This is a genomic window from Lysobacter sp. FW306-1B-D06B, assembly GCF_038446665.1.
Classification (GTDB): domain Bacteria; phylum Pseudomonadota; class Gammaproteobacteria; order Xanthomonadales; family Xanthomonadaceae; genus Lysobacter_J.
Map to the genome: position 1 here is coordinate 1451897 of NZ_CP151802.1, position 18485 is coordinate 1470381.

The 18485-nt window shown below is 62.8% G+C and carries 20 protein-coding genes and 1 pseudogene; 17 read left to right on the forward strand and 4 right to left on the reverse strand.

Going from position 1 to position 18485, the window contains the following annotated elements; translation table 11 throughout:
• Nucleotides 1–7 precede the first annotated feature (7 nt).
• Nucleotides 8–925, reverse strand: coding sequence for an AraC family transcriptional regulator (locus AAFF32_RS06665; RefSeq protein WP_342316876.1), 918 nt, complete (start codon nucleotides 923–925; stop codon nucleotides 8–10).
• A 320-nt stretch (nucleotides 926–1245) separates the two neighbouring features.
• Between AAFF32_RS06665 and AAFF32_RS06670 the strand changes: the two genes are divergently transcribed.
• From AAFF32_RS06670 to AAFF32_RS06690, 5 genes and pseudogenes are all read left to right on the forward strand, one after another.
• Nucleotides 1246–1983 carry an SDR family oxidoreductase gene (locus tag AAFF32_RS06670; RefSeq protein WP_342316877.1) on the forward strand — a complete coding sequence of 246 codons (738 nt, stop codon included), beginning with the start codon at nucleotides 1246–1248 and terminating at the stop codon, nucleotides 1981–1983.
• A 27-nt stretch (nucleotides 1984–2010) separates the two neighbouring features.
• A pseudogene (locus AAFF32_RS06675) lies at nucleotides 2011–2241 on the forward strand (Atu4866 domain-containing protein); the annotation flags it as partial.
• A 31-nt stretch (nucleotides 2242–2272) separates the two neighbouring features.
• The gene (locus tag AAFF32_RS06680; RefSeq protein WP_342316878.1) at nucleotides 2273–2560 is read left to right on the forward strand and encodes a DUF1330 domain-containing protein; all 288 of its coding nucleotides are present in this window, start codon (nucleotides 2273–2275) and stop codon (nucleotides 2558–2560) included.
• A 27-nt stretch (nucleotides 2561–2587) separates the two neighbouring features.
• Nucleotides 2588–2980, forward strand: coding sequence for a carboxymuconolactone decarboxylase family protein (locus AAFF32_RS06685; protein WP_342316879.1), 393 nt, complete (start codon nucleotides 2588–2590; stop codon nucleotides 2978–2980).
• A 13-nt stretch (nucleotides 2981–2993) separates the two neighbouring features.
• Nucleotides 2994–4466 (forward strand): cation:proton antiporter, encoded by a 1473-nt coding sequence (locus AAFF32_RS06690; RefSeq protein ID WP_342316880.1) that lies wholly within the window; start codon nucleotides 2994–2996, stop codon nucleotides 4464–4466.
• A gap of 30 nt (nucleotides 4467–4496) precedes the next feature.
• Here the strand turns inward: AAFF32_RS06690 and AAFF32_RS06695 are convergent, their stop codons facing one another.
• Together AAFF32_RS06695 and AAFF32_RS06700 are read right to left on the reverse strand one after the other, a co-directional pair.
• Nucleotides 4497–4919 carry a DoxX family protein gene (locus tag AAFF32_RS06695; protein WP_342316881.1) on the reverse strand — a complete coding sequence of 141 codons (423 nt, stop codon included), beginning with the start codon at nucleotides 4917–4919 and terminating at the stop codon, nucleotides 4497–4499.
• Nucleotides 4920–4975: 56 nt separating this feature from the next.
• Nucleotides 4976–5836 (reverse strand): pirin family protein, encoded by an 861-nt coding sequence (locus AAFF32_RS06700; protein WP_342316882.1) that lies wholly within the window; start codon nucleotides 5834–5836, stop codon nucleotides 4976–4978.
• Nucleotides 5837–5931: 95 nt separating this feature from the next.
• Between AAFF32_RS06700 and AAFF32_RS06705 the strand changes: the two genes are divergently transcribed.
• The 11 genes from AAFF32_RS06705 (at nucleotide 5932) to AAFF32_RS06755 (ending at nucleotide 16169) form a co-directional block, all read left to right on the forward strand.
• Nucleotides 5932–6819: a LysR family transcriptional regulator gene (locus tag AAFF32_RS06705; RefSeq protein WP_342316883.1), complete on the forward strand. Its 888-nt coding sequence runs from the start codon at nucleotides 5932–5934 to the stop codon at nucleotides 6817–6819.
• Nucleotides 6820–6881: 62 nt separating this feature from the next.
• A complete protein-coding gene (locus AAFF32_RS06710; protein ID WP_342316884.1) occupies nucleotides 6882–9896 on the forward strand; it encodes a two-component regulator propeller domain-containing protein in 3015 nt (1004 codons plus the stop codon).
• Nucleotides 9897–10006: 110 nt separating this feature from the next.
• Nucleotides 10007–10612, forward strand: a complete 606-nt coding sequence (locus tag AAFF32_RS06715) for a response regulator transcription factor (protein WP_342316885.1) — start codon at nucleotides 10007–10009, stop codon at nucleotides 10610–10612.
• A 152-nt stretch (nucleotides 10613–10764) separates the two neighbouring features.
• Entirely contained in the window at nucleotides 10765–11427 is a 663-nt protein-coding gene (locus AAFF32_RS06720; protein ID WP_342316886.1) for a hydrolase, read from the forward strand.
• Nucleotides 11428–11497: 70 nt separating this feature from the next.
• A complete protein-coding gene (gene wrbA / locus AAFF32_RS06725) occupies nucleotides 11498–12097 on the forward strand; it encodes an NAD(P)H:quinone oxidoreductase (protein WP_342316887.1) in 600 nt (199 codons plus the stop codon).
• Between the two features lie 78 nt (nucleotides 12098–12175).
• Nucleotides 12176–12610: an ester cyclase gene (locus AAFF32_RS06730; protein ID WP_342316888.1), complete on the forward strand. Its 435-nt coding sequence runs from the start codon at nucleotides 12176–12178 to the stop codon at nucleotides 12608–12610.
• A gap of 77 nt (nucleotides 12611–12687) precedes the next feature.
• Complete coding sequence (locus AAFF32_RS06735) at nucleotides 12688–13197, forward strand: ester cyclase (RefSeq protein WP_342316889.1); 510 nt, start codon at nucleotides 12688–12690, stop codon at nucleotides 13195–13197.
• Entirely contained in the window at nucleotides 13194–13964 is a 771-nt protein-coding gene (locus tag AAFF32_RS06740; protein ID WP_342316890.1) for an SDR family oxidoreductase, read from the forward strand. The genes AAFF32_RS06735 and AAFF32_RS06740 overlap by 4 nt, the downstream gene beginning before the upstream one ends.
• A 41-nt stretch (nucleotides 13965–14005) precedes the next feature.
• Entirely contained in the window at nucleotides 14006–14458 is a 453-nt protein-coding gene (locus tag AAFF32_RS06745) for a DoxX family protein (protein WP_342316891.1), read from the forward strand.
• Nucleotides 14459–14577: 119 nt separating this feature from the next.
• Complete coding sequence (locus tag AAFF32_RS06750) at nucleotides 14578–15528, forward strand: zinc-binding dehydrogenase (RefSeq protein WP_342316892.1); 951 nt, start codon at nucleotides 14578–14580, stop codon at nucleotides 15526–15528.
• A 209-nt stretch (nucleotides 15529–15737) separates the two neighbouring features.
• A complete protein-coding gene (locus AAFF32_RS06755) occupies nucleotides 15738–16169 on the forward strand; it encodes an ester cyclase (RefSeq protein WP_342316893.1) in 432 nt (143 codons plus the stop codon).
• Between the two features lie 385 nt (nucleotides 16170–16554).
• Here the strand turns inward: AAFF32_RS06755 and AAFF32_RS06760 are convergent, their stop codons facing one another.
• A complete protein-coding gene (locus tag AAFF32_RS06760) occupies nucleotides 16555–17463 on the reverse strand; it encodes a LysR family transcriptional regulator (protein WP_342317242.1) in 909 nt (302 codons plus the stop codon).
• A 177-nt stretch (nucleotides 17464–17640) separates the two neighbouring features.
• On the opposite strand from AAFF32_RS06760, the gene AAFF32_RS06765 reads away from it, so the two are divergent.
• Nucleotides 17641–18483: a type 1 glutamine amidotransferase domain-containing protein gene (locus AAFF32_RS06765; protein WP_342316894.1), complete on the forward strand. Its 843-nt coding sequence runs from the start codon at nucleotides 17641–17643 to the stop codon at nucleotides 18481–18483.
• Nucleotides 18484–18485 lie beyond the last annotated feature (2 nt).

Genomic DNA, 18485 nt, shown 5'->3' on the forward strand with positions numbered 1-18485 from the left:
CGATCGTCTAGGACGCGAGCACGCGGCGCTCGCTTGTGGCGTGGCGCACCGGAGGCGCGAGGCTAAGCACATCCTTGAGGTGACGGGCTTCCTCCAGGGGGCTGCGGCCGAACATGCGCTTGAACTCTCGGCTGAACTGCGACGCGCTCTCATAGCCGACGCGCTCCGAGGCGGTGTTCGCACTCAGCCCGTTCCGGATCATCAGCAGTCGAGCTTGATGGAGCCGCATCGCCTTGATGTACTGGATAGGCGTGGTTGCGGTGACCGCCTTGAAATGAATGTGGAAGGCCGGGACGCTCATATTGGCCTCGCTCGCCAACGTGGCGACGTCCAGGTCGCCGTCGTAATGGTCATGAATGCGCCGCAACGCTTTCGCGATCCGGGCGAAGTGGCTTCCTTGTGTCAACGCAGCGCGCAGGCTGCCGCCTTGCTCGCTTGAGAGCACCCGGTAAGTGATCTCGCGCACGATGCCCGGCCCGAGTACGCGGGCGTCCGCCGGCGACGTGAGTGCTTCAAGAAGTCTCACGGTGGCATCGCCGATTCGTTCGTCCAATCGGGTCGCGAACAATGTCTGCGGCGGTGACGATTCGTGGGGCGCCTCCTCGTCAAGAGCAAGTGCCAGCTCCGCAGTAGCCGTCGAATCGATCCGAAGCGCGAGTCCGAGCATGGGTTCCTCGGGACTGGCCTCTGTCTCGATATCGAATGGGAGCGGCACGGCCAGGACCAGGTAGTGCTGCGCGTCGTAGACATAGGTCTCGCCACCGTGGAATCCACGCTTCCTGCCTTGAGCGACGATGACGATGCTCGGTTCGTACAGCGCAGGCGTCTTGGCCAGTGCATGGTTGGATCGCATCAGCGTTACGCCGTCCAGCGCCGACTTGGTATAGCCGTCGGAAGGAGCGAGCTGGCCGATCAGTTCGACCATCTGGGAACGCCGGTCTACGCCTTTTGGTTGAGAAGAAGATGCGCCCATTGGGGTCTGTCCGGTTACGGGCCTGCTCATATATCACCACAGGCAAACCGGCCTGTGTAGGCCACGAGAGAAATAGGCAAAAGCCGCAGACGATCCGGTCTTAGCGGCCCGGGCCCCGCTTCTTAGCATGGCCTCACCTGGAGTCGACCAGGCATTCAAGAAACGCAAAGAGGGCATATGAGTCGCTTCGCCATCTCCCTCGCTCTAGTCGCCTTCCGCGCTCTCGTCTTGCGTGCCGAAGCGGCGCAAACCCACTGATCGGACCTCCTCACATGAACACCACCACACTTTCCAAAGTCGTTCTCGTCACCGGCGCCAGCAGCGGCATCGGCGAGGCCACCGCACGTCTGCTCGTCAAGCAAGGGCACCGTGTCGTTCTGGGCGCTCGACGCACCGATCGACTCGAAGCTTTGGCCGACGAGCTTCGCAGTTCAGGCGGTCAGGTCGCGTTCCGCTCGCTGGACGTCACCAGGCTGGACGACGTGCGTGAGTTCGTTGCATTCGCCGAAGCCACGTATGGCCCTGCCGACGTGATCGTCAACAACGCCGGCGTCATGCCGCTCTCCCCACTTAACGCGCTCAATGTCGACGAGTGGGACCGGATGATCGACGTCAACGTTCGCGGCGTCCTGCACGGAATCGCCGCGACCCTTCCCGGCATGGAGGCGCGCGGGCGCGGGCACATCATCAACATCTCGTCGATCGGTGGCCACGCGGTGTCGCCTACCGCCGCCGTGTACTGCGCAACGAAGTACGCCGTGCGTGCGATCTCCGATGGCCTGCGGCAGGAGACGGACAAAATTCGGGTAACGGTCGTCTCGCCTGGCGTCGTCGAATCCGAGCTCGCCGACTCAATCTCCGATGCGCAAGCGCGCGACGCCATGAAGGCCTTCCGTCGGGTGGCCTTGGCACCTGAAGCAATCGCGCGCGCGATCGCTTATGCGATCGAGCAGCCAGACGACGTCGACGTCAGCGAATTGATCGTTCGTCCGACGGCAAGCCCTTACTGATTAAAGCGAGCATCCCAGATGAACACTCATCCGTATGTTGGCATGTGGGTCACAGCCGACGGTCACATTCGTCACGAACTTCTTGCCAACGGTCGGTACGACGAAGCGCGAGGCCGCAAGCAGAGCGCGTATCAAGGCAGTTACGTGCTCACAGGCGACCACATCGAGTATGTCGACGACACCGGCTTCACGGCGGACGGCGACTTCGTGGACGGCGTCCTTTACCACGCAGGAATGGTGCTTTACCGGCAGTGGTAAGCGCCCTCCGAATCACCCAGGAGAAACCATCATGGCCGCATATCTTGTCGGCAACGTTGAAATTGAAGACGAGTTCACTATCGAAGAGTACCGCCGCCGCGCGCTCCCGCTTGTCGAGAAGTACGGCGGAAAGGCGTTGGTGATCGACGCAACACCGGTGTACGTCGAGGGAAGCTGGATCCCGCGCAATATGATCCTTCTCGAGTTTCCAAACATGTCTGCGATTCGTGGCTTGCTGACATCGCCCGAATACGCGCCGCTGGCGGCGATGCGCCAGGCAAGCGCCCATACCGACCTGGTCGCGTTCGGCGGACTCTGAATGTCCGCCTCTACCGGAGATTCCAAGATGGCTACTCCTGAAGACCGTTACGCCACAGGTGTTGCGACGTTACAGAGCATCACGGGGAGCAGCGGTGAGGCGGTGGTTGAGAGCCTCAAGGACATCGCGCCCGACTTCGCCGACTGGATCGTGGCGTTCGCGTATGGGGATGTGATGTCTCGTCCGGGCCTCGATAAACCCGTTCGGCAGATCGCCACCATCGCCGCACTGACGGCATTGGGGACCGCCACCGCGCAGCTGAAGGTCCACATTCACGGTGGTCTGAACGTGGGTTGCACGCCGCAGCAGATCACCGAATGCATCCTGCAGATGGCGGTATACGCCGGGTTCCCAGCTGCGATCAATGGATTGGTCGCCGCGAGGGAAGTTTTCGTGGAACGAGGCCTGTCCGCGGTTTAGGTCGGAGTGCGAGATGGCTCTGTTTGAATCCTTGGTGCTGTTGCTGCTGATTTCCTGCGTCCTGCTTCACTTGGCGCGCAGGATCGGCTTGCCGTATCCAACCATGCTGGCGCTTGCGGGAGCGCTGGTGGCGGCCACGCCGTGGGCGCCGGTCATTGCGATTGACCCGCATCTCGCCTTGGTCCTGTTCGTCGCTCCTGCCATCCTCAGCGCGGCTTACGACATATCGCCGTATGAGTTGCGCCGGCACTGGGCTGCGCTGGTCGCGCTCGCGCTGTTCGCCGTCGTCCTCACCACGGCGGCAGTGGCGTGGATCGGGTGGAAAGTTGCCGGTCTTCCGATCGCGGCCGCGATCGCGCTGGGTGCCATCGTGGCGCCGCCGGATGCAGCCGCCGCGCAGGCTGTACTGAACAGCCAGGGGTTGCCACGGCGAACCTTGACTGTGCTCCAAGGCGAGAGCCTGTTCAACGATGCCGTTGCGCTGCTGATTTTCGCTGCCGCGGTGGGCTCGGTGACGTCCGGCGACGCTTTGGCCGACCTCGCGCCCTCGCTAGCGCTAGCCGTGCCTGGCGGTGTCGTTCTGGGTGTGATTGCGGGCGCAGCATTCGTCGCCCTTTGGCCCTTCTGGTCCGGCACGCTGGGATCGACGCTCATCGAGTTCGTCTCGACCTTCGGGATCTGGTTGATCGCCGAGAGGTTGCACGTATCTCCCGTTCTGGCGGTGGTGGCATACGCCATGTGGGTGGCTCGGTTTGCCCACGGACGGCAGACTGCGGGCGACCGTGTTCACTCGTTTGCAGTCTGGGATGCAACGGTCTTCGCGCTGAATGTCACTGCATTTCTCCTGATGGGACTGCAGACGCGCTCGATCCTTTCGCAGTTACAGGGTGCCGAAGTCTGGAATGCCTTGGGCTTTGCGGCGCTGGTCTTCGTTTGCGTCGTCGTGGTCAGGATTGCGTGGGTGTTGAGTTATCGATGCCTTCTCAGCCCGGTTCTGCCGTCTCTTCGCCAGCCTCCCGCTGGCACGGTGCAAACCCGTCTTCTGGTCGGCTGGTGTGGGATGCGGGGCATTCTGACCTTGGCCACTGCCATGTCGTTGCCGGCGCAATTCCCCGGGCGCGACCTGATCGTCCTAAGCGCTTTCGCCGTAGTGCTGGGCACATTGATCCTGCAAGGAGCCACGATAGCCCCGCTCATCAAATGGCTCGGGATTCCGAAGGATTTGTCCTTGGATCGGGACGTCAGGGCCGCGCGCTCAGTTCTGGATGCCGTGGCGGTCGATCAACCAGCTGAAGATGCGAACTTCTGTTTGCCGCGGTCTCGTGAAGCGGAACGTGTCTTGGTGGCTGCGCAGCGCAGGACGCTCCAGTCCCTGCTTCTTGAAGGAAGGGTCCCGGAGGATGCATTCCGGATCCTGCAGGAAGAGCTGGACTGGAGGGAGCTGAGTCTGACGCCGCATCGGAGGCGGGAGATCGCCGAGGCGTGACAGCACGCCTCGGCACCGGTATCGACGGGCTTACTTGGCAGTTCTCACATCGATACTGAAACCGCCCGCGCCGTTGGCCACGAGCATCAGGAAGGCGCCTGCGATCGAGACGTTCTTCAGGAACATGATCATCTGCATCTGATCGGCGAAGTTGTTGTGGAAGATCACTCCCGTGGCGAGAGTGAAGCCGGCGAGCACGGCGGCGACGAGACGGGTCTGGAAGCCCAGGATGATCGCGACGGAACCCAGCACTTCGAGCGCGATCACCGCGGGCAGCGCGATACCCGGGACGCCTACGGACGCCATGTAGCCGGCGGTCGCGTCATAGGCGCTGATCTTGCCCAGACCGGAAATGAGGAAGAGAGCGACGAGAAGGACGCGCCCGAGAAGCTCGGCGCTGTTGCGGGCCACGTTGGTCGTGGAAGGAGCGGCGGTCGTTGCGATAGTGGACATGGAAATCTCCTGAATGGTGATGTGTAAAGGTGAGTGCTGCGGGAATGCGCGCCGGATCAGCGAAGGCGCCCGGCTGCGCGGAGGATGTTTCCGATTCGTTTGATCTCGGCTTCGCCTTGCTCCAACGCATCGGGAGTGGTGTGAACGGAGTAGTACCCGGTCACGAGGTCGTGCGGATGCTTGATGGCCGAGCCGATCACGAAAGAGGTCGGCCCTTGTGCGGTGAACTCCAGCGCCGCGTCTGATTCATCGAACACCGCGATCTCGCCTGCGGCGACGGCGTTCGGTGTTTCAGCGACTCCCTCGTACACCGCGATCCAACCGACGGTATGTCCATGAGGAGGCTGGTAGCGCCACGTCTCGCCGGCCTTCAGGCGAACATGGAAGTAGTTGATGCCTTCCGGTGCCCGGATCGGACTGCGCGCATTGCCATAACGACCCAGCACCACCCTGACAGGACCATCGCTCTCGACCTGCTCCGGCGGGATGTACTGGCCTTCGGCAGGGGAGTTTTCGAGCTCCGCCGGCAACGCCAACCAGAGCTGGAAGAACTTCAGGGGCTCGGTGGTATAGACGCGGCCGTCATGCCAGGCACCCGCGCCGGCTTTCATCCATTCCAGGCCACCCGCAGGCACCTGACCGGATTGGCCCGTCGTGTCTTCGTACTGCAGTCCGCCGCTGAGCGCGATCGTCAGCGTTGCGATGCCCGAGTGCGGATGGATGCCGAAGAAGGTGTCCCCGGTCGGCGGCAGTTCGCCGCGGTCCAGGAACACGAACGGCTTGATCAGCTGGCCCAGATCGGAAGGGTTGACCAGGCGGGTGATGGGGCCGCGCGTGGCGCCACGACCTTGGAACACGATGCGGCGGGAGGCGACGAAGGTTTCCGGTTCTGCAAGCTTCTGAGTGAGGCGGGTCACGGCGGCATCTCTGGGGAGGTGCGACCAAAGTAGGTTCGCCAGACATATCTTGATAGCCTATATTTATCGATGATATCCATCGAAAGGATAGATATATGCTCGACGGAGTCACGCTGGACCAGATCCGCACCTTCATTGCGGCGGCGGAGCAAGGCAGCTTTTCCGCAGCGGGGAGGAAGTTGCGTCGTGCGCAGTCGGTAGTCAGCCACACGCTTGCAAATCTCGAAGCGCAGCTCGGCGTTACGTTGTTCGAGCGCAGTGGGCGCTACCCGCAACTGACCGAAGAGGGCGAGTCACTTCTGCGTGATGCCCGCGCAGTCGCCGACCACATGGATGATTTCAAGGCCAGGGCCCGCTCCATGCGCGAAGGACTGGAGCCTGAACTGTCCGCGGCGATGGACGTGATGTATCCGATGCCGGCAATTACGCACGCGGTAGGGCGATGCAGAGAGCTCTATCCGAACACGCCCTTACGTCTTTACGTGGAGGCATTGGGCGGTGTTGTGCAGCCGGTCCTGGATGGTTCCTGTCGCATTGGCGTCATCGGCTCGCTGCCAACGGTGCCAGACGAGCTCGTGGCAGAGCCGCTGGTGGTGGTGCCGTTCGCTACCGTGGTCGCTCCGCAGCACCCACTGGCGAAGGCACGGAAGCCCCTGTCGAACGCAGAGCTTAGCAAGCATGTACAGCTGATACTCACCGACCGCACCTCGCTATCTTCAGGACGCAACTTTGGCGTCATCTCACCGCTCACGTGGCGGCTGGCGGATCTGGGCGCGAAGCATGCCTTCCTGCGCGCAGGTTTTGGATGGGGACACATGCCTGTGCACATGGTCCAGGGTGATCTGGATCAGGGCCAGCTGGTGGAAATCCGGACGCACGCCAATGCCACCACGCGTGCCGGTTTGGAGATGCAGGCGGTCTATCGCAAGGACACACCACCCGGACCCGTGGGGCGCGCCTTCATCGAAGCGCTCAAGCACTGACGAAATTTCATGATCACCCTCTCCCCCAAGGCAACGGACTGGCCGTTTGCAGGGCATTGCACATGAGCAGCCGAAGTCCGACGTTGCTTCCTTTTTGCCTCCTAGCCGCGCTGCTGTTGGCCACGTTTCCGCATAGCGTGGTCGCACAGCAGGCATCCGTGGTCTATGGCCGCTACAAGGTGGATACCTGGCGCTCCCATGAGGAGGTGAAGCTCGCGTTTACCTCCAACCTGGTCCAGACCCGAGACGGCTACCTTTGGCTGTCGTCGCAGTCGGGCCTGGTGAGATTCGACGGGGTTCGCTTCAAGGCTTTCAACGCCGACAACTCGCCGGCTCTGCGCGGCCGCACTCGGTTGATCACCATCCCGCTCGCCGAAGATCACGAGGGCGGTTTGTGGGTGGGGAGCGGGAGCGAGCTGTTTCGCGTCGCGGGCGATCAGGTGACGTTGCGCGCGACCAATGAATCGTTCAAGGCCGACATCATCAATGCCGCCGCCGTCGACACCCACGATCGTCTTTGGGCGGTGACGCGCAGCGGCCGTGTCGTCGTCATCGATCGCGACGGTCGTCAGCGGGAGCTTCGCGGCACGCTGGTCAGCTACTCCGGCAGCAGCATGACCGTCGACAACAACGGGGATATGTGGATCGCCGCAGGCGAAGGTGCGGTGTATCGGATCAGCGAAGGGAAGCTCAGCCGGATCGCACTTCCGGAAGGTGCCCAAGTGCATAACCCGAGCCGTGTCTACGCGACTCGCGATGGTTCGATCTGGTTCGGCACGCACACGGCCATCGCGCGATGGAAGGATGGGCAGATCGAGCATTTCCCACTACCGGCCACCAAGGGGTTTGGTGCCGTTACCGCAATGGCGGAAGACGCGTCGGGCACGCTGTGGGTGGGCTCGTACGGGGCCGGCCTGCATTGGTTCGACGGCAAGCAGTTCCAGTCATTCACGCGTGCCGATGGCTTATCCGATGACCGCGTCATCGACATCCTTCCGGACCAGCAAGGCAACGTATGGGTGGCCACGCGTGATGGCCTGAACAGATTCCAGCCGTTGCAGGTGCAAGCCTTCACGGCGCGTACGGGGCTGCCAAGCGATATGCCTGGCGGCATGGTGCGCGACGCTGACGGCGGTACGTGGTTGGCGCCTCCCACTGGAGGGCTGTACTACGGCCATATCGACTCGTCCCGCACGTCATTCTCGCGAGTTGGCAGCAGCCCTGCCGACCTGGTGCTTTCGCTCGCGCCGGCGCGAGGTGGCGGCGTGTGGGTGGGGCGCCCGAATGGGATCATCTCCCGCTTCGAGAAGGGGCAGGCCACGGCCGATCACGGCTACCGCGGATTGCCCCCCGTCACCGACCTGCTGGAAGACCGCACCGGTTCGCTATGGATCGCGACATGGCGAGGCCTCTTTCGTGGCAGAGGTGGGAGCCTCGAGCGCATACAGCAGAAGGACGAATTCATCTTCCGCCTGTTCAAGGATTCGAGCGACGCGCTGTGGGTTGCCAGCCTGACAGGCGTGACTCGTATCGACGTGGCAGGCGATCAAACGTTCGTCGCTTGGCCCACGCCGAAGCAGACCGGTGTCAGGCCCAACGTGATGTTCGAAGCACCCAAGGGAACCGTGTGGGTGGGATCGGACGAAGGGCTCGTCCGAGTTGCCGGCGGAAAGCCGACCGTCGTCGCCGTGGAAGAGGGACTGCCGGAAAGTTGGGTTGGCGCAGGCGAGGTGGATGATGCGGGAAGGCTTTGGCTCGGTCAGCTCGGCGGCCTGACTCGCATTCGTCTCGCAGAACTGTCTGCGGTAGCCGACGGCAAACTTCCCGACCTGATCGATGTGGGCAGCTTCAAGCCACTGGATGGGTTGCCGGGCGGAGACCCAGCGGCATGGCCGCATCCCTGGTCCTTCAAGGATTCGGGCGGAATGCTCTGGTTTGCGATGGGCCACGGCATCGTGTCGGTAGACCCTCTCAAGGCGAAGCCCATCGGTGCGGCCCCCAAGGTCTACATCGATGAAATCACCGCCGACGGGGTGAGGCAGAGCAACCGGGACAAAATCGTCCTGGATCCCGCGACACGCCGCATCGACATCCGATACACCGGAGTTGATCTGTCGCATGGACCGGACGTGCGTTTCCGCTATCGCATGGACGGCTTCGACTCGGATTGGATAGATGCAGGAACCCAACGCGTCGCCTCCTACACGCGCCTGGCCCCTGGGACGTATCGGTTCCGCGTCTCCGCGCGCGATGTTCGAGGGCAATGGTCTCCCATCGAGTCCGACGTGACGATCCAGGCGTTGGCGCCGTTCTACTTGAAAGGTTGGTTCATCGCACTGTCGATTCTGACCATCGCATTGTTGTTGTGGCTGTATCACCGCGCTGCCCTCAGGATTCGCGGTGCCGCCATTCTCGATGAACGCACACGTCTGGCCCGGGATATCCACGACTCGTTGTTGCAAGGTTTCGGTGGCATCGCGCTGCAGCTGCATGCGGTCGATCAGCGACTGGGCGCGCACTCGCCCGAGAGGGCGAGCCTGGACCGCATCCTTACCCTAGTGGATCGCACGTTGACCCACGCACGAAAGGTGGTCTGGGACATTCGCCAGCCCAGTGAGGCGGACGATCTTGCCGCCTCGATCCAACTCAGCGCGCACCGCATCCTCGCCGACAGCGGCGTCGCGGTGAACATCGTCTCCGCCACGGGCGTCACCTTCGAACTCCCGGCGGAGGTCAAAGCCCAGTGCCGCTCGATCGTGGAAGAGATCCTGGTGAACGTTCACAAGCACGCCCACGCAGCCACGGTGGTCGTCGAACTCGAATACACCTGGAGCCACTTGCGCATCTCCGTGCGGGATGACGGCCGGGGCTTCGACGTTTCAGAGGTTGCCAGGCGCCGAGGCCATTGGGGGCTCCAGGGAATACAAGAGCGAGCCAGATGCATCGGGGCATCCGTCGCGCTGAACAGCCAGCCGGGGAGCGGCACTCAGGTGTGCGTCAGAGTCCCGCGTTGGCGCTGGCTGAGACTGGTGCCGGGCTTCACTCGGCGGGCAGCCGTCACGTCGCCCCAAAAATAAGCCGATAGGTGGATTGTCGCGCCTCACCGAACAGGACGACCATTGGAACTATGTCCGTCAATAGAAAGCAGCCCCTGGACGTCAATGGAGCGACCCAGCGGATCCGCGTCATGGCGGTCGATGATCATCCCATTTACCGGGATGGCCTGGCCGCCGTGCTGGAACTGCATCCCGACTTGGAGCTGGTCGCAGAGGCCGGCGACGGAGCAGCTGCCGTGGACGCCTACCGCGCCTGGCAACCGGATGTGACCTTGATGGATCTGAGCATGCCCGTGATGAGCGGGGTGGATGCCATTGCAAGGATCGTGGAGGAATTCCCCTCTGCGCGAATCATCGCGCTCACGACCTACCAGGGCGACACGGACATCCACCGGGCCCTGGAGGCAGGTGCGCGGGGCTATCTCCTCAAGGACGTGCTCCGCAACGAGGTTGCCGACGCGATACGCGCCGTCTCGCGTCAAGGCTGGATCTTGCCGGATGCCGTGGCGCGACGACTTGCCGAGTACGTTCCGCGTGTCGAGCTTACTGATCGGGAACTGGAGGTTCTGCGTCTGATGGCGAGAGGGCTTCGCAACAAGGAGATCGCCGCGCAGATCCATCGAACGGAAGCGACGGTCAAGGTTCACGTGTTGCACGTGCTGAACAAGCTCCACGCGCAGGACCGAACCGAAGCAGTGGTGATTGCGCTCAAACGCGGGATCATTCACCTCGCGTAGCATTCGCCGCCCGCGAAGACTCCGGGCTGCGATCAGTGTGTTCGCTGGCAGCTATCCGAAAGACGTAGGAAGAATCTACGCCGACGGCGGATTTCAGTCGCAGAGAACAAACCCTAACGTGACCTTCACTCCATGAAGAGATGAGGGCACGTATGAGCAACTCCACCGCAGGCAAGATCGGCAAGGAAGCCCTTCTGACGCCCGACAACTGCGTGCTTCTGCTGATCGATCATCAGCCGTTCCAGTTCAGCGGAGTCAAGAACATCGACGCCGCGCTGCTCATGAACAACGTGGTTGCCCTCGCCAAGACCGCAAAGGTATTCGAGGTTCCCACGCTGCTCACCAGCGTCGTGGAGGACCGCGGCGGATACATCGTGAAGCCGCTGCTGGATGTCTTTCCGGAGCAGAAGCCGATCAATCGAACCACGATCAACACGTGGGAAGACCCGGCGTGCGTCGAGTGGGTAAAGCGGACCGGACGAAAGAAGGTCGTGATTGCCGCCCTTTGGACCGAAGTGTGTCTGGCGTTCCCGGTCATCCACGCGCTTGGCGATGGTTACGAGGTCTACTTCGTGACCGATGCGTCCGGCGGTACCAGCGTTGAGGCACACGAGATGGGCATCGCGCGCATGGTCCAAGCGGGTGCGGTCCCGATGACGTGGATCGTCTTCGCATCGGAACTTCAGCGCGACTGGGCCCGCGAGGAGTCCGCAGCCAAGCTCATTCCCGCACTCCTCGAGCATGGCGGAGCCACCGCTACCAACCTGGCCTGGGAATTCCAGTTGCTCGCCGGCAAGCCTGGCGCTGGCGTCTAACGCCTGATATCTGCATGGCTGCACGTCGCGGCCAAGTGCCCACCTTTGCGAACAACAACCAGAGAATCCCATGGCCAAGGTCCTTGTCCTGTACTACTCCTCCTACGGCCACATCGAGCAAATGGCCGAGGCCGTTGCCGAGGGCGCGCGTACCGCAGGCGCGACGGTCGACATTCGCCGCGTTCCGGAAACCGTTCCGGACGAAATCGCCCGCAAGAGCCATTACAAGCTCGACCAGAAGGCCGCGATCGCTACCGTCGCGGAGCTGGAGAACTACGACGCCATCGTGATCGGAACCGGCACCCGCTACGGCCGCATCGCCTCGCAGATGGCGGCGTTTCTCGATCAGACCGGCGGCCTCTGGGCTCGCGGCGCACTCAACGGAAAAGTAGGCGCCGCCTTCACTTCGACGGCGACACAGCACGGCGGGCAGGAAGCGACGCTGTTCTCGATCATCACGAACCTGCTCCACTTCGGTATGACGATCGTGGGACTTCCCTATAGCCATCAGGGACAAATGAGTATCGACGAGGTCGTTGGTGGGGCGCCGTATGGCGCGACCACGGTTGCTGGTGGAGACGGTTCGAGACAGCCCACTGCGATCGATCTGGCCGGCGCCCGACACCAGGGCGAACTGGTCGCGCGCACCGCGGCAAAACTCTTCGACTAACCAGTTACGGGCCGGCGCGGACTCATCCTCCCCCACTGAGCCACCGCAGACGGCCCGCCTTTCTCCCCGGAGCCAGCCATGACCAGCAGCATCGCCTCTGAAGAGGCCAAGACCATTGTCCGTACGAATACCGAACAAGTGCAGGGACAGGGCGACTTTGCTCTGTTCGAACAGCTGTTCGCAGACGATTTCGTCGACCACACGCCCCAGCCAGGGACCACTCCGGACAAGGACGGCGTTCGTGTCCTCTACCACCGTTTGCGCGAGGCGTTTCCCGACTTCAATCCGGTCATCCACTGGCAGACCGTGGACGGCGATGTGGTCACGACGTTCAAGACGTATCACGGCACGCACCGAGGCGCTCTCTTCGGCATCGCACCGACTGGGCGAAAGATCCAGTTCGAAACCGTCGATGCGATGCGGGTCCGCGACGGAAAGATCACCGATCACTGGGGCGTGGCGAACCTGTTCTCGCTGATGCAGCAGCTCGGCGGCCTGCCGCCGGTGTCCTGACGACTTTCCTGAAGCAAGGAGCGACTCCCATGCGCGTCCCAACGTTCACCATGCCACTGGCCTTGATGGTCGTGCTCATGTCGGCGGTGTTCCAGCCGGTCATGGCAAAGCAGCCCGACAGCGACATCGAGGCCAACAAGGCTGTAGTGCGCCGCTACTTCGACGCCTTCAATCGCGCCGACTTCAGCCATCTGGACGAGATCGTGACAGGCGACTATGGCGATCGCCTCGAAGGGCAGGCGCCCGGCATCCACGTCATCCGCAGCTACCTGCAGGGGCTGAAGGCCAGCTTTCCCGACTTCACCTGGACGATCGAGCAGATCGTTGCCGAGGGCGATCGCGTCGCCGTGATGAACCGCGTCTCCGGCACGCAGCTGAATGATTTCGGCGGGCTCAAGGCCACGGGCAACAAGGTCGATTTCCGAGCCTTCCAGATCTACCGCATCGAGGGCGGAAAGCTCGCCGAGCACTGGGAGGTCGCCGATTTCGCGACCTTCCAGGCGCAACTGACGGCCAAGCCGAAAGAGTCCGCATTCCAGTCGTTCCAGAAGGGACTGGATGCTCCGAAGGAAGGTGACAGCAAATGAGCAAGCTGCTGTCGGGAAAAGTAGTCGTGGTGACTGGCGCGGCGAGCGGCATTGGACGCGCGATCGCGATCGGCGCCGCGCAGCACGGCGCGAAGGCCGTGATCGTCTCTGACGTGGTCGAAACACCCCGCGAGGGAGGAGCGACGACGACAAGCGAGATCGACGCCTTGGGAGTTGCCAGCCGCTTCGTGCAAACGAACGTGAGCAAGCGCGACGAAGTGGATGCCCTCATCGCGGCAACCGACTCCCTTGGCGGCGTGGACGTCATGGTCTGCAACGCCGGCATTACGCTGCGCTCGGACGGTGCGGACGTGGCGGAAGAAGACTACCGCCGCCTCATGGCCGTGAATCTGGATGGCGTCCTGTTCTGCGCCCAGGCGGCTGCCCGCCAGATGCAGGCGTTGTCGAAGCCAGGAAGCATCGTGCTGATGGCCAGCATGGGTGGCATCTCCGGCGCAGGCATGACGGTTGCGTACTCCACCAGCAAAGGCGGCGTCGTGCTGATGGCCAAGGCACTGGCCGATGCGCTCGGGCCCTCTGGCATTCGCGTGAACTCCGTTTGCCCCGGGACCATCGACACAGCGCTGTTGCGTAATACGCCGGGCGTGGCGGAAGCGTCGGAAGGGTTTCGTCAGAGAACGCCCCTGCGCCGCCTCGGCAAACCTTCGGAGATTGCCGACGCCGTCGTGTGGCTGGGCTCGGATATGTCCAGTTACGTGACTGGCACTCCCTTGCTCGTGGACGGCGGCTTGCTCTCGGTGCTGTGAGCGCTCGCGGAATCGATCCCTACCTTCCTTGGAGTTCCGATATGTCTACACCTTCCATCGCTGATCGTGGATACGAGGCGGCTGGCTACGTGCCGATGCTCAGTCTGTTGGGTCGCATGCTGATGGCGGCGATCTTCATCATCTCGGGCGCGGTAAAAGTGGCGAACCCTGAGGCAACCGCCGGCTATATCGCCTCCGCCGGTCTTCCAGCACCGGAAGCAGCCCTCATCGTTGCGGTCCTGATCGAAATTGTGGGCGGCGTCGCGCTCATCGTGGGATATCGCACGCGCACTGTCGCGAGCGTGCTGGCCTTGTTCTGCGTCGTCACGGCCCTGAGCTTTCACACTGCCTTCAACGACCAGAACCAGTTCATCCACTTCCTCAAGAATCTGACCATGGCAGGTGGATTCCTGCAGATTGCCGCGTTCGGGCCGGGCACTATCAGCGTGGACGCGAGGCACCGCCAGGGTGCTGTAGGAACTCCCGGCCGGTGATAACGCGATCCATCGACACGGACGATGGAATGCATCGAGAGACATTGGCTTCTGCGTCCGCAATGAGCGGCCTAGGCTGACAGCACTTCCCCTTCGCCCTGACCGACTAGAGGCACGCCATGACCACCACGATCCGATTCCACCAGTACGGCGGCCCTGAAGTCCTGATCCCGGAGGAGGAGCAAGTAGGCCGTCCTCTCGAAGGACAGGTCCGCCTGCGCCACGAGGCGATTGGCGTGAACTTCATCGACACCGCCTTCAGGCGGGGCATCTTTCCGATGCCGCTGCCCGGTGTAACCGGCGTCGAGGGCGCTGGCATTGTCGAGGAGACAGGCCCCGGCGTCGACCTGAAGGTCGGCGACCGTGTGGCCTATTTCCTTTCCCCTGGCAGCTACGCAGAAGTTCGCCTGATCAATGCAGCTGACCTGATCGCGACGCCCGAAGACATCACGTCGGTAGAAGTCGCCACGATCCTCACGAAGGGCTTGACGGCCTGGGCCGCGGTGAACGGCTTCTACAAGTTGCATGCGGGAGAAACCGTTCTGGTGCAGGGCGCTTCGAGCAATGTGGGACTGCTGGTAGCGCGTTGGGCCCGCGCACGCGGTGCACGTGTCATCGGTACGACCAGCTCGCCGGAGAAGCTAGAGACGATCCGGGGCTCCGTCGATTACGCCCTATTGTCGTCCGACGCTTCGATCGTGGAGCAGCTCAAAGCAATCGCGCCGGCGGGTGCGGACGTCGCGTACGAGTTCGTTGGCAAGGCCACCTTCGACACGTCGGTCGCCGCCGTGCGGGACGGCGGAACCATTGCGACCATCGGAGCCGCCTCCGGACAGCCAGAGCCAGACTCTGGCGCCCTGTCCCGGCGAAACGTTCGTGTTGTCGCCGGCCCGATGGCGCAGCATCTCCAAGGCCGGACGCGCGAAGCGATCGATGCGGTGTTCGGCGCATATCGGGACGGCACGTTCGGCGACTACAAGGCGTCGACCTATCCCCTCAAGGACGCCGCCCTGGCGCACGCCGATATTGCCGCCCGGCACACGTTCGGGCCGATGGTGCTTGTTCCCTGACCGCTTCGTTCAAGAAGGGCAGAACGCGCAGTGAACCCTCGACGTGACCCGCCCCGCTTTCTGCCGACGTCTGCCGGGCCGTCGGGCCTCTTAGAGGAATCGGCAAAGAGGCGAAATTAACCGGCATTAGCACTGCGAGGTCGTAGGCCTAGCATGCACTCACGGTCTCGCGCGGCGAGATCATTCCGCCAAAAAACCAGGAGAGTGTCATGACGAACATCGCCAACGAAGCACTGATCCGCGGCCTGTACGAGGCAGTGAACAAGAAGGACCTGAAGACCATCGCCGACTTCGGCGCGCCCGAGAGCGAGTGGCTGGATGTGCCGTTCAACTACACCACGTATGGCGTCGACGCCATCATCGATCCGTGGAAGAGCTGGTTCAATATCTTCCCGGACGCCACCTGCGAGGTTCGCAGCCTGGTCGCACTCGAGGACTATGTCATCGCGCAAGGCATCGGCCGCGGCACGCACGGGGGCGTCTTTAACTCGCCGGCCGGTGAGCTGCAGCCGAGCGGCAAGTCGATGCAGGTCAACTTCTGCGACGTCTACCGCCTCAAGGACGGGAAGATCATGCGGGCCGACTCGTACTTCGATTTCTACGGGCTCCTGAAGCAGCTGGCTCCCGAAAAGCTCGCGTGAACAGGATTCGCTGACAGTGTTTAGCGTCCCCGGGCTGCTGCGGTGCAGTTGACGCTGGAGTTGTCTGCCCGACGGACGCTCGGGCAGGCTCTCCGGTTTCGGCCAGGCGCCTCATCGATAGCGCGTGGAGACGCCGGTATTCGGCAGCTCTACTGTCAGCCGAGCGTTCTACCCTCGGCTCTTCTGACCACCAAAGAATATGACCCGAACATTCGTACATGCTCGAAGGCAAACAGCCGTGCAAACGACCTCAGTCCGAGAACTTCCCTAATAGAAACCTGCACTGCCCGGAAGACTATTGTTCGCGTGCGACGATAGCGGACGTCGGAAACGGCGCGGGTGCGCGCTGCGTACGAGAGTCAGGCTCGAGGTGCCCCTCGTCGGATCAAGCCGCATTATCAACCTCCGTCAGCAGCTCGATCATGGCGCGCGCCGCTGCGGATTGCCGGCGATGCGGAGCGTAAACGACCGAGAACGGCCGGGTGCGTCCGCGCAGCTGGGGCAGCAGTTCAACCAACTGGCCGCGGTCCATCCGGTCGCGAACGATGAACTCGTAGCTCTGGCAGATGCCGACGCCTTGCTCGGCCAACGACACCACGCCCAGAACGTCGTCCGATATTTCGATGGGCGAGGTCGGCAGCCAATCGACGTCGTGCCCGCCATCCCGAAATACCCACGGCGCGAGGCGGCCGGTCCGCGGCATGACGAAGGGCAGGCACACATGCTGCCGCAAGTCCTCCAGCGTCCGCGGTGCACCGGCTCGCTCGATGTAGGCGGGCGATGCGACCAACAGCAGCGATTCGTCCTGAAGCTTGCGCGCAACCAGACCACTGTCGGGCAGATGACCGAGTCGGATGGCCAGATCGAAGCCCTCCGCCACCAGGTCGACATTGCGGTTGGTGATGTTCAGTTCGATTTGGACGCGCGGATACTGCCGTGCGAAGCGGGCCACCAATGGCGGCAGGCGGTAGTGCCCGTAGGTTGTCGGCACGCTCATCCGGACGCGTCCGGTGAGTTCGCCTTCCTGACCCTGCACGTCGCGCTCGGCCTCATCGAGCAGGGCGAAGGCCGAGCGTGCCTGTTCCAGGTACAGCCTACCGGCTTCGGTCAGGCCAAGGCGACGCGTGGTCCGCTGAAGCAACTGACGTCCCAGGCGCGCCTCCAGCCTGGCGATCGCCCGGCTCAACACGGACGGCGTCGTCGATAGCGCCACCGCCCCCGCGGTGAAGGAGCCGTGCTCGACCACGGCGATGAAGGCCTCCACGTCCCCGAGGTAGTCGAATTTCCGGCTCATCTTGTCCTTGATGGAACAAATGTTTTTCCCGCGGGCCAGTTTATCGCCGCGAATAGCCTCAATACAGTGGGCCTCCCACGCCGTACGCAGGGCCACCGGTGCCGGTCGAGCCATGCGTAACGGGCCGCTTTCGCGGCGAACGCGAAGCCACCCGATGAAATCTCCAAGAGGTCCCCAATGAACAAGCTGATGCACAAACTCGCGATCCTGATGGCCCTGAGCCTTGCGGCTTCCACGGCCCAGGCCGGCCACGTGCTGGTCGTACTGTCCGATTCCGATCATCTGGACCTGAATGACGGAAAGGTCTTCCCCACCGGCTTCTACCTCAACGAACTGATGCAACCGGTCAAGCTGCTGCTCGATGCCGGTCATCAGGTGACCTTCGCCACGCCGACGGGGCAGGCACCGACGGTCGATGCGAACTCTATCGACGCGATGTACTTCGGCAACGACGTCGCGAAACTGAAGGTGCACCAGGAACTGCTCGATCAACTTGCGTTGACCTCGAAACAAACATCCCCCGTCGTGAGCCTCGCCCGCATCGAACAACAAGGCTATGGGCAATTCGATGCCGTGTATGTTCCCGGCGGCCACGCGCCGATGCAGGACCTGCTGAAAAGCGCGGCGCTAGGTCGCCTGCTGGCAGACTTCCATGCGCGCAACAAGACCACCGCACTGGTCTGCCACGGCCCTATTGCATTGCTGTCGACGCTGCCCGACAGCAACGGATTCGTGGCCGCGCTGGAGTCCGGCCAGCCGAACCGCGCACCGCATTGGATCTACAGCGGTTACCGCGTCACGGTCATCAGCAATCAGGAAGAAGAGCAAGCCAAAGCCCAGCTGGGTGGCGGCGAAATGAAGTTCTACCCGCAGGACGCGCTGGAACAGGCTGGCGTGCAGTACCGGAGCAACAAGGCGCCCTGGACGTCCAACGTCGTCGTCGACCGTGAATTGATCACCGGCCAGAACCCCGCCTCCGCGCTCGGCGTCGCGCAGGAACTGCTCAAGCGCCTGAAGTAGCG

Bases quoted from the DNA above. Each gene is read 5' to 3' on its own strand.
- AAFF32_RS06740 (WP_342316890.1), top strand. From the start codon at position 13,194: ATGAGCAAGCTGCTGTCGGGAAAAGTAGTCGTGGTGACTGGCGCGGCG.
- AAFF32_RS06745 (WP_342316891.1), top strand. From the start codon at position 14,006: ATGTCTACACCTTCCATCGCTGATCGTGGATACGAGGCGGCTGGCTAC.
- AAFF32_RS06690 (WP_342316880.1), top strand. From the start codon at position 2,994: ATGGCTCTGTTTGAATCCTTGGTGCTGTTGCTGCTGATTTCCTGCGTC.
- AAFF32_RS06685 (WP_342316879.1), top strand. From the start codon at position 2,588: ATGGCTACTCCTGAAGACCGTTACGCCACAGGTGTTGCGACGTTACAG.
- AAFF32_RS06755 (WP_342316893.1), top strand. From the start codon at position 15,738: ATGACGAACATCGCCAACGAAGCACTGATCCGCGGCCTGTACGAGGCA.
- AAFF32_RS06720 (WP_342316886.1), top strand. From the start codon at position 10,765: ATGAGCAACTCCACCGCAGGCAAGATCGGCAAGGAAGCCCTTCTGACG.
- AAFF32_RS06735 (WP_342316889.1), top strand. From the start codon at position 12,688: ATGTCGGCGGTGTTCCAGCCGGTCATGGCAAAGCAGCCCGACAGCGAC.
- AAFF32_RS06750 (WP_342316892.1), top strand. From the start codon at position 14,578: ATGACCACCACGATCCGATTCCACCAGTACGGCGGCCCTGAAGTCCTG.
- AAFF32_RS06705 (WP_342316883.1), top strand. From the start codon at position 5,932: ATGCTCGACGGAGTCACGCTGGACCAGATCCGCACCTTCATTGCGGCG.
- AAFF32_RS06695 (WP_342316881.1), bottom strand. From the start codon at position 4,919: ATGTCCACTATCGCAACGACCGCCGCTCCTTCCACGACCAACGTGGCC.
- AAFF32_RS06680 (WP_342316878.1), top strand. From the start codon at position 2,273: ATGGCCGCATATCTTGTCGGCAACGTTGAAATTGAAGACGAGTTCACT.
- wrbA (WP_342316887.1), top strand. From the start codon at position 11,498: ATGGCCAAGGTCCTTGTCCTGTACTACTCCTCCTACGGCCACATCGAG.
- AAFF32_RS06715 (WP_342316885.1), top strand. From the start codon at position 10,007: ATGGCGGTCGATGATCATCCCATTTACCGGGATGGCCTGGCCGCCGTG.
- AAFF32_RS06730 (WP_342316888.1), top strand. From the start codon at position 12,176: ATGACCAGCAGCATCGCCTCTGAAGAGGCCAAGACCATTGTCCGTACG.
- AAFF32_RS06665 (WP_342316876.1), bottom strand. From the start codon at position 925: ATGGTCGAACTGATCGGCCAGCTCGCTCCTTCCGACGGCTATACCAAG.
- AAFF32_RS06765 (WP_342316894.1), top strand. From the start codon at position 17,641: ATGAACAAGCTGATGCACAAACTCGCGATCCTGATGGCCCTGAGCCTT.
- AAFF32_RS06710 (WP_342316884.1), top strand. From the start codon at position 6,882: ATGAGCAGCCGAAGTCCGACGTTGCTTCCTTTTTGCCTCCTAGCCGCG.
- AAFF32_RS06760 (WP_342317242.1), bottom strand. From the start codon at position 17,463: ATGAGCCGGAAATTCGACTACCTCGGGGACGTGGAGGCCTTCATCGCC.
- AAFF32_RS06670 (WP_342316877.1), top strand. From the start codon at position 1,246: ATGAACACCACCACACTTTCCAAAGTCGTTCTCGTCACCGGCGCCAGC.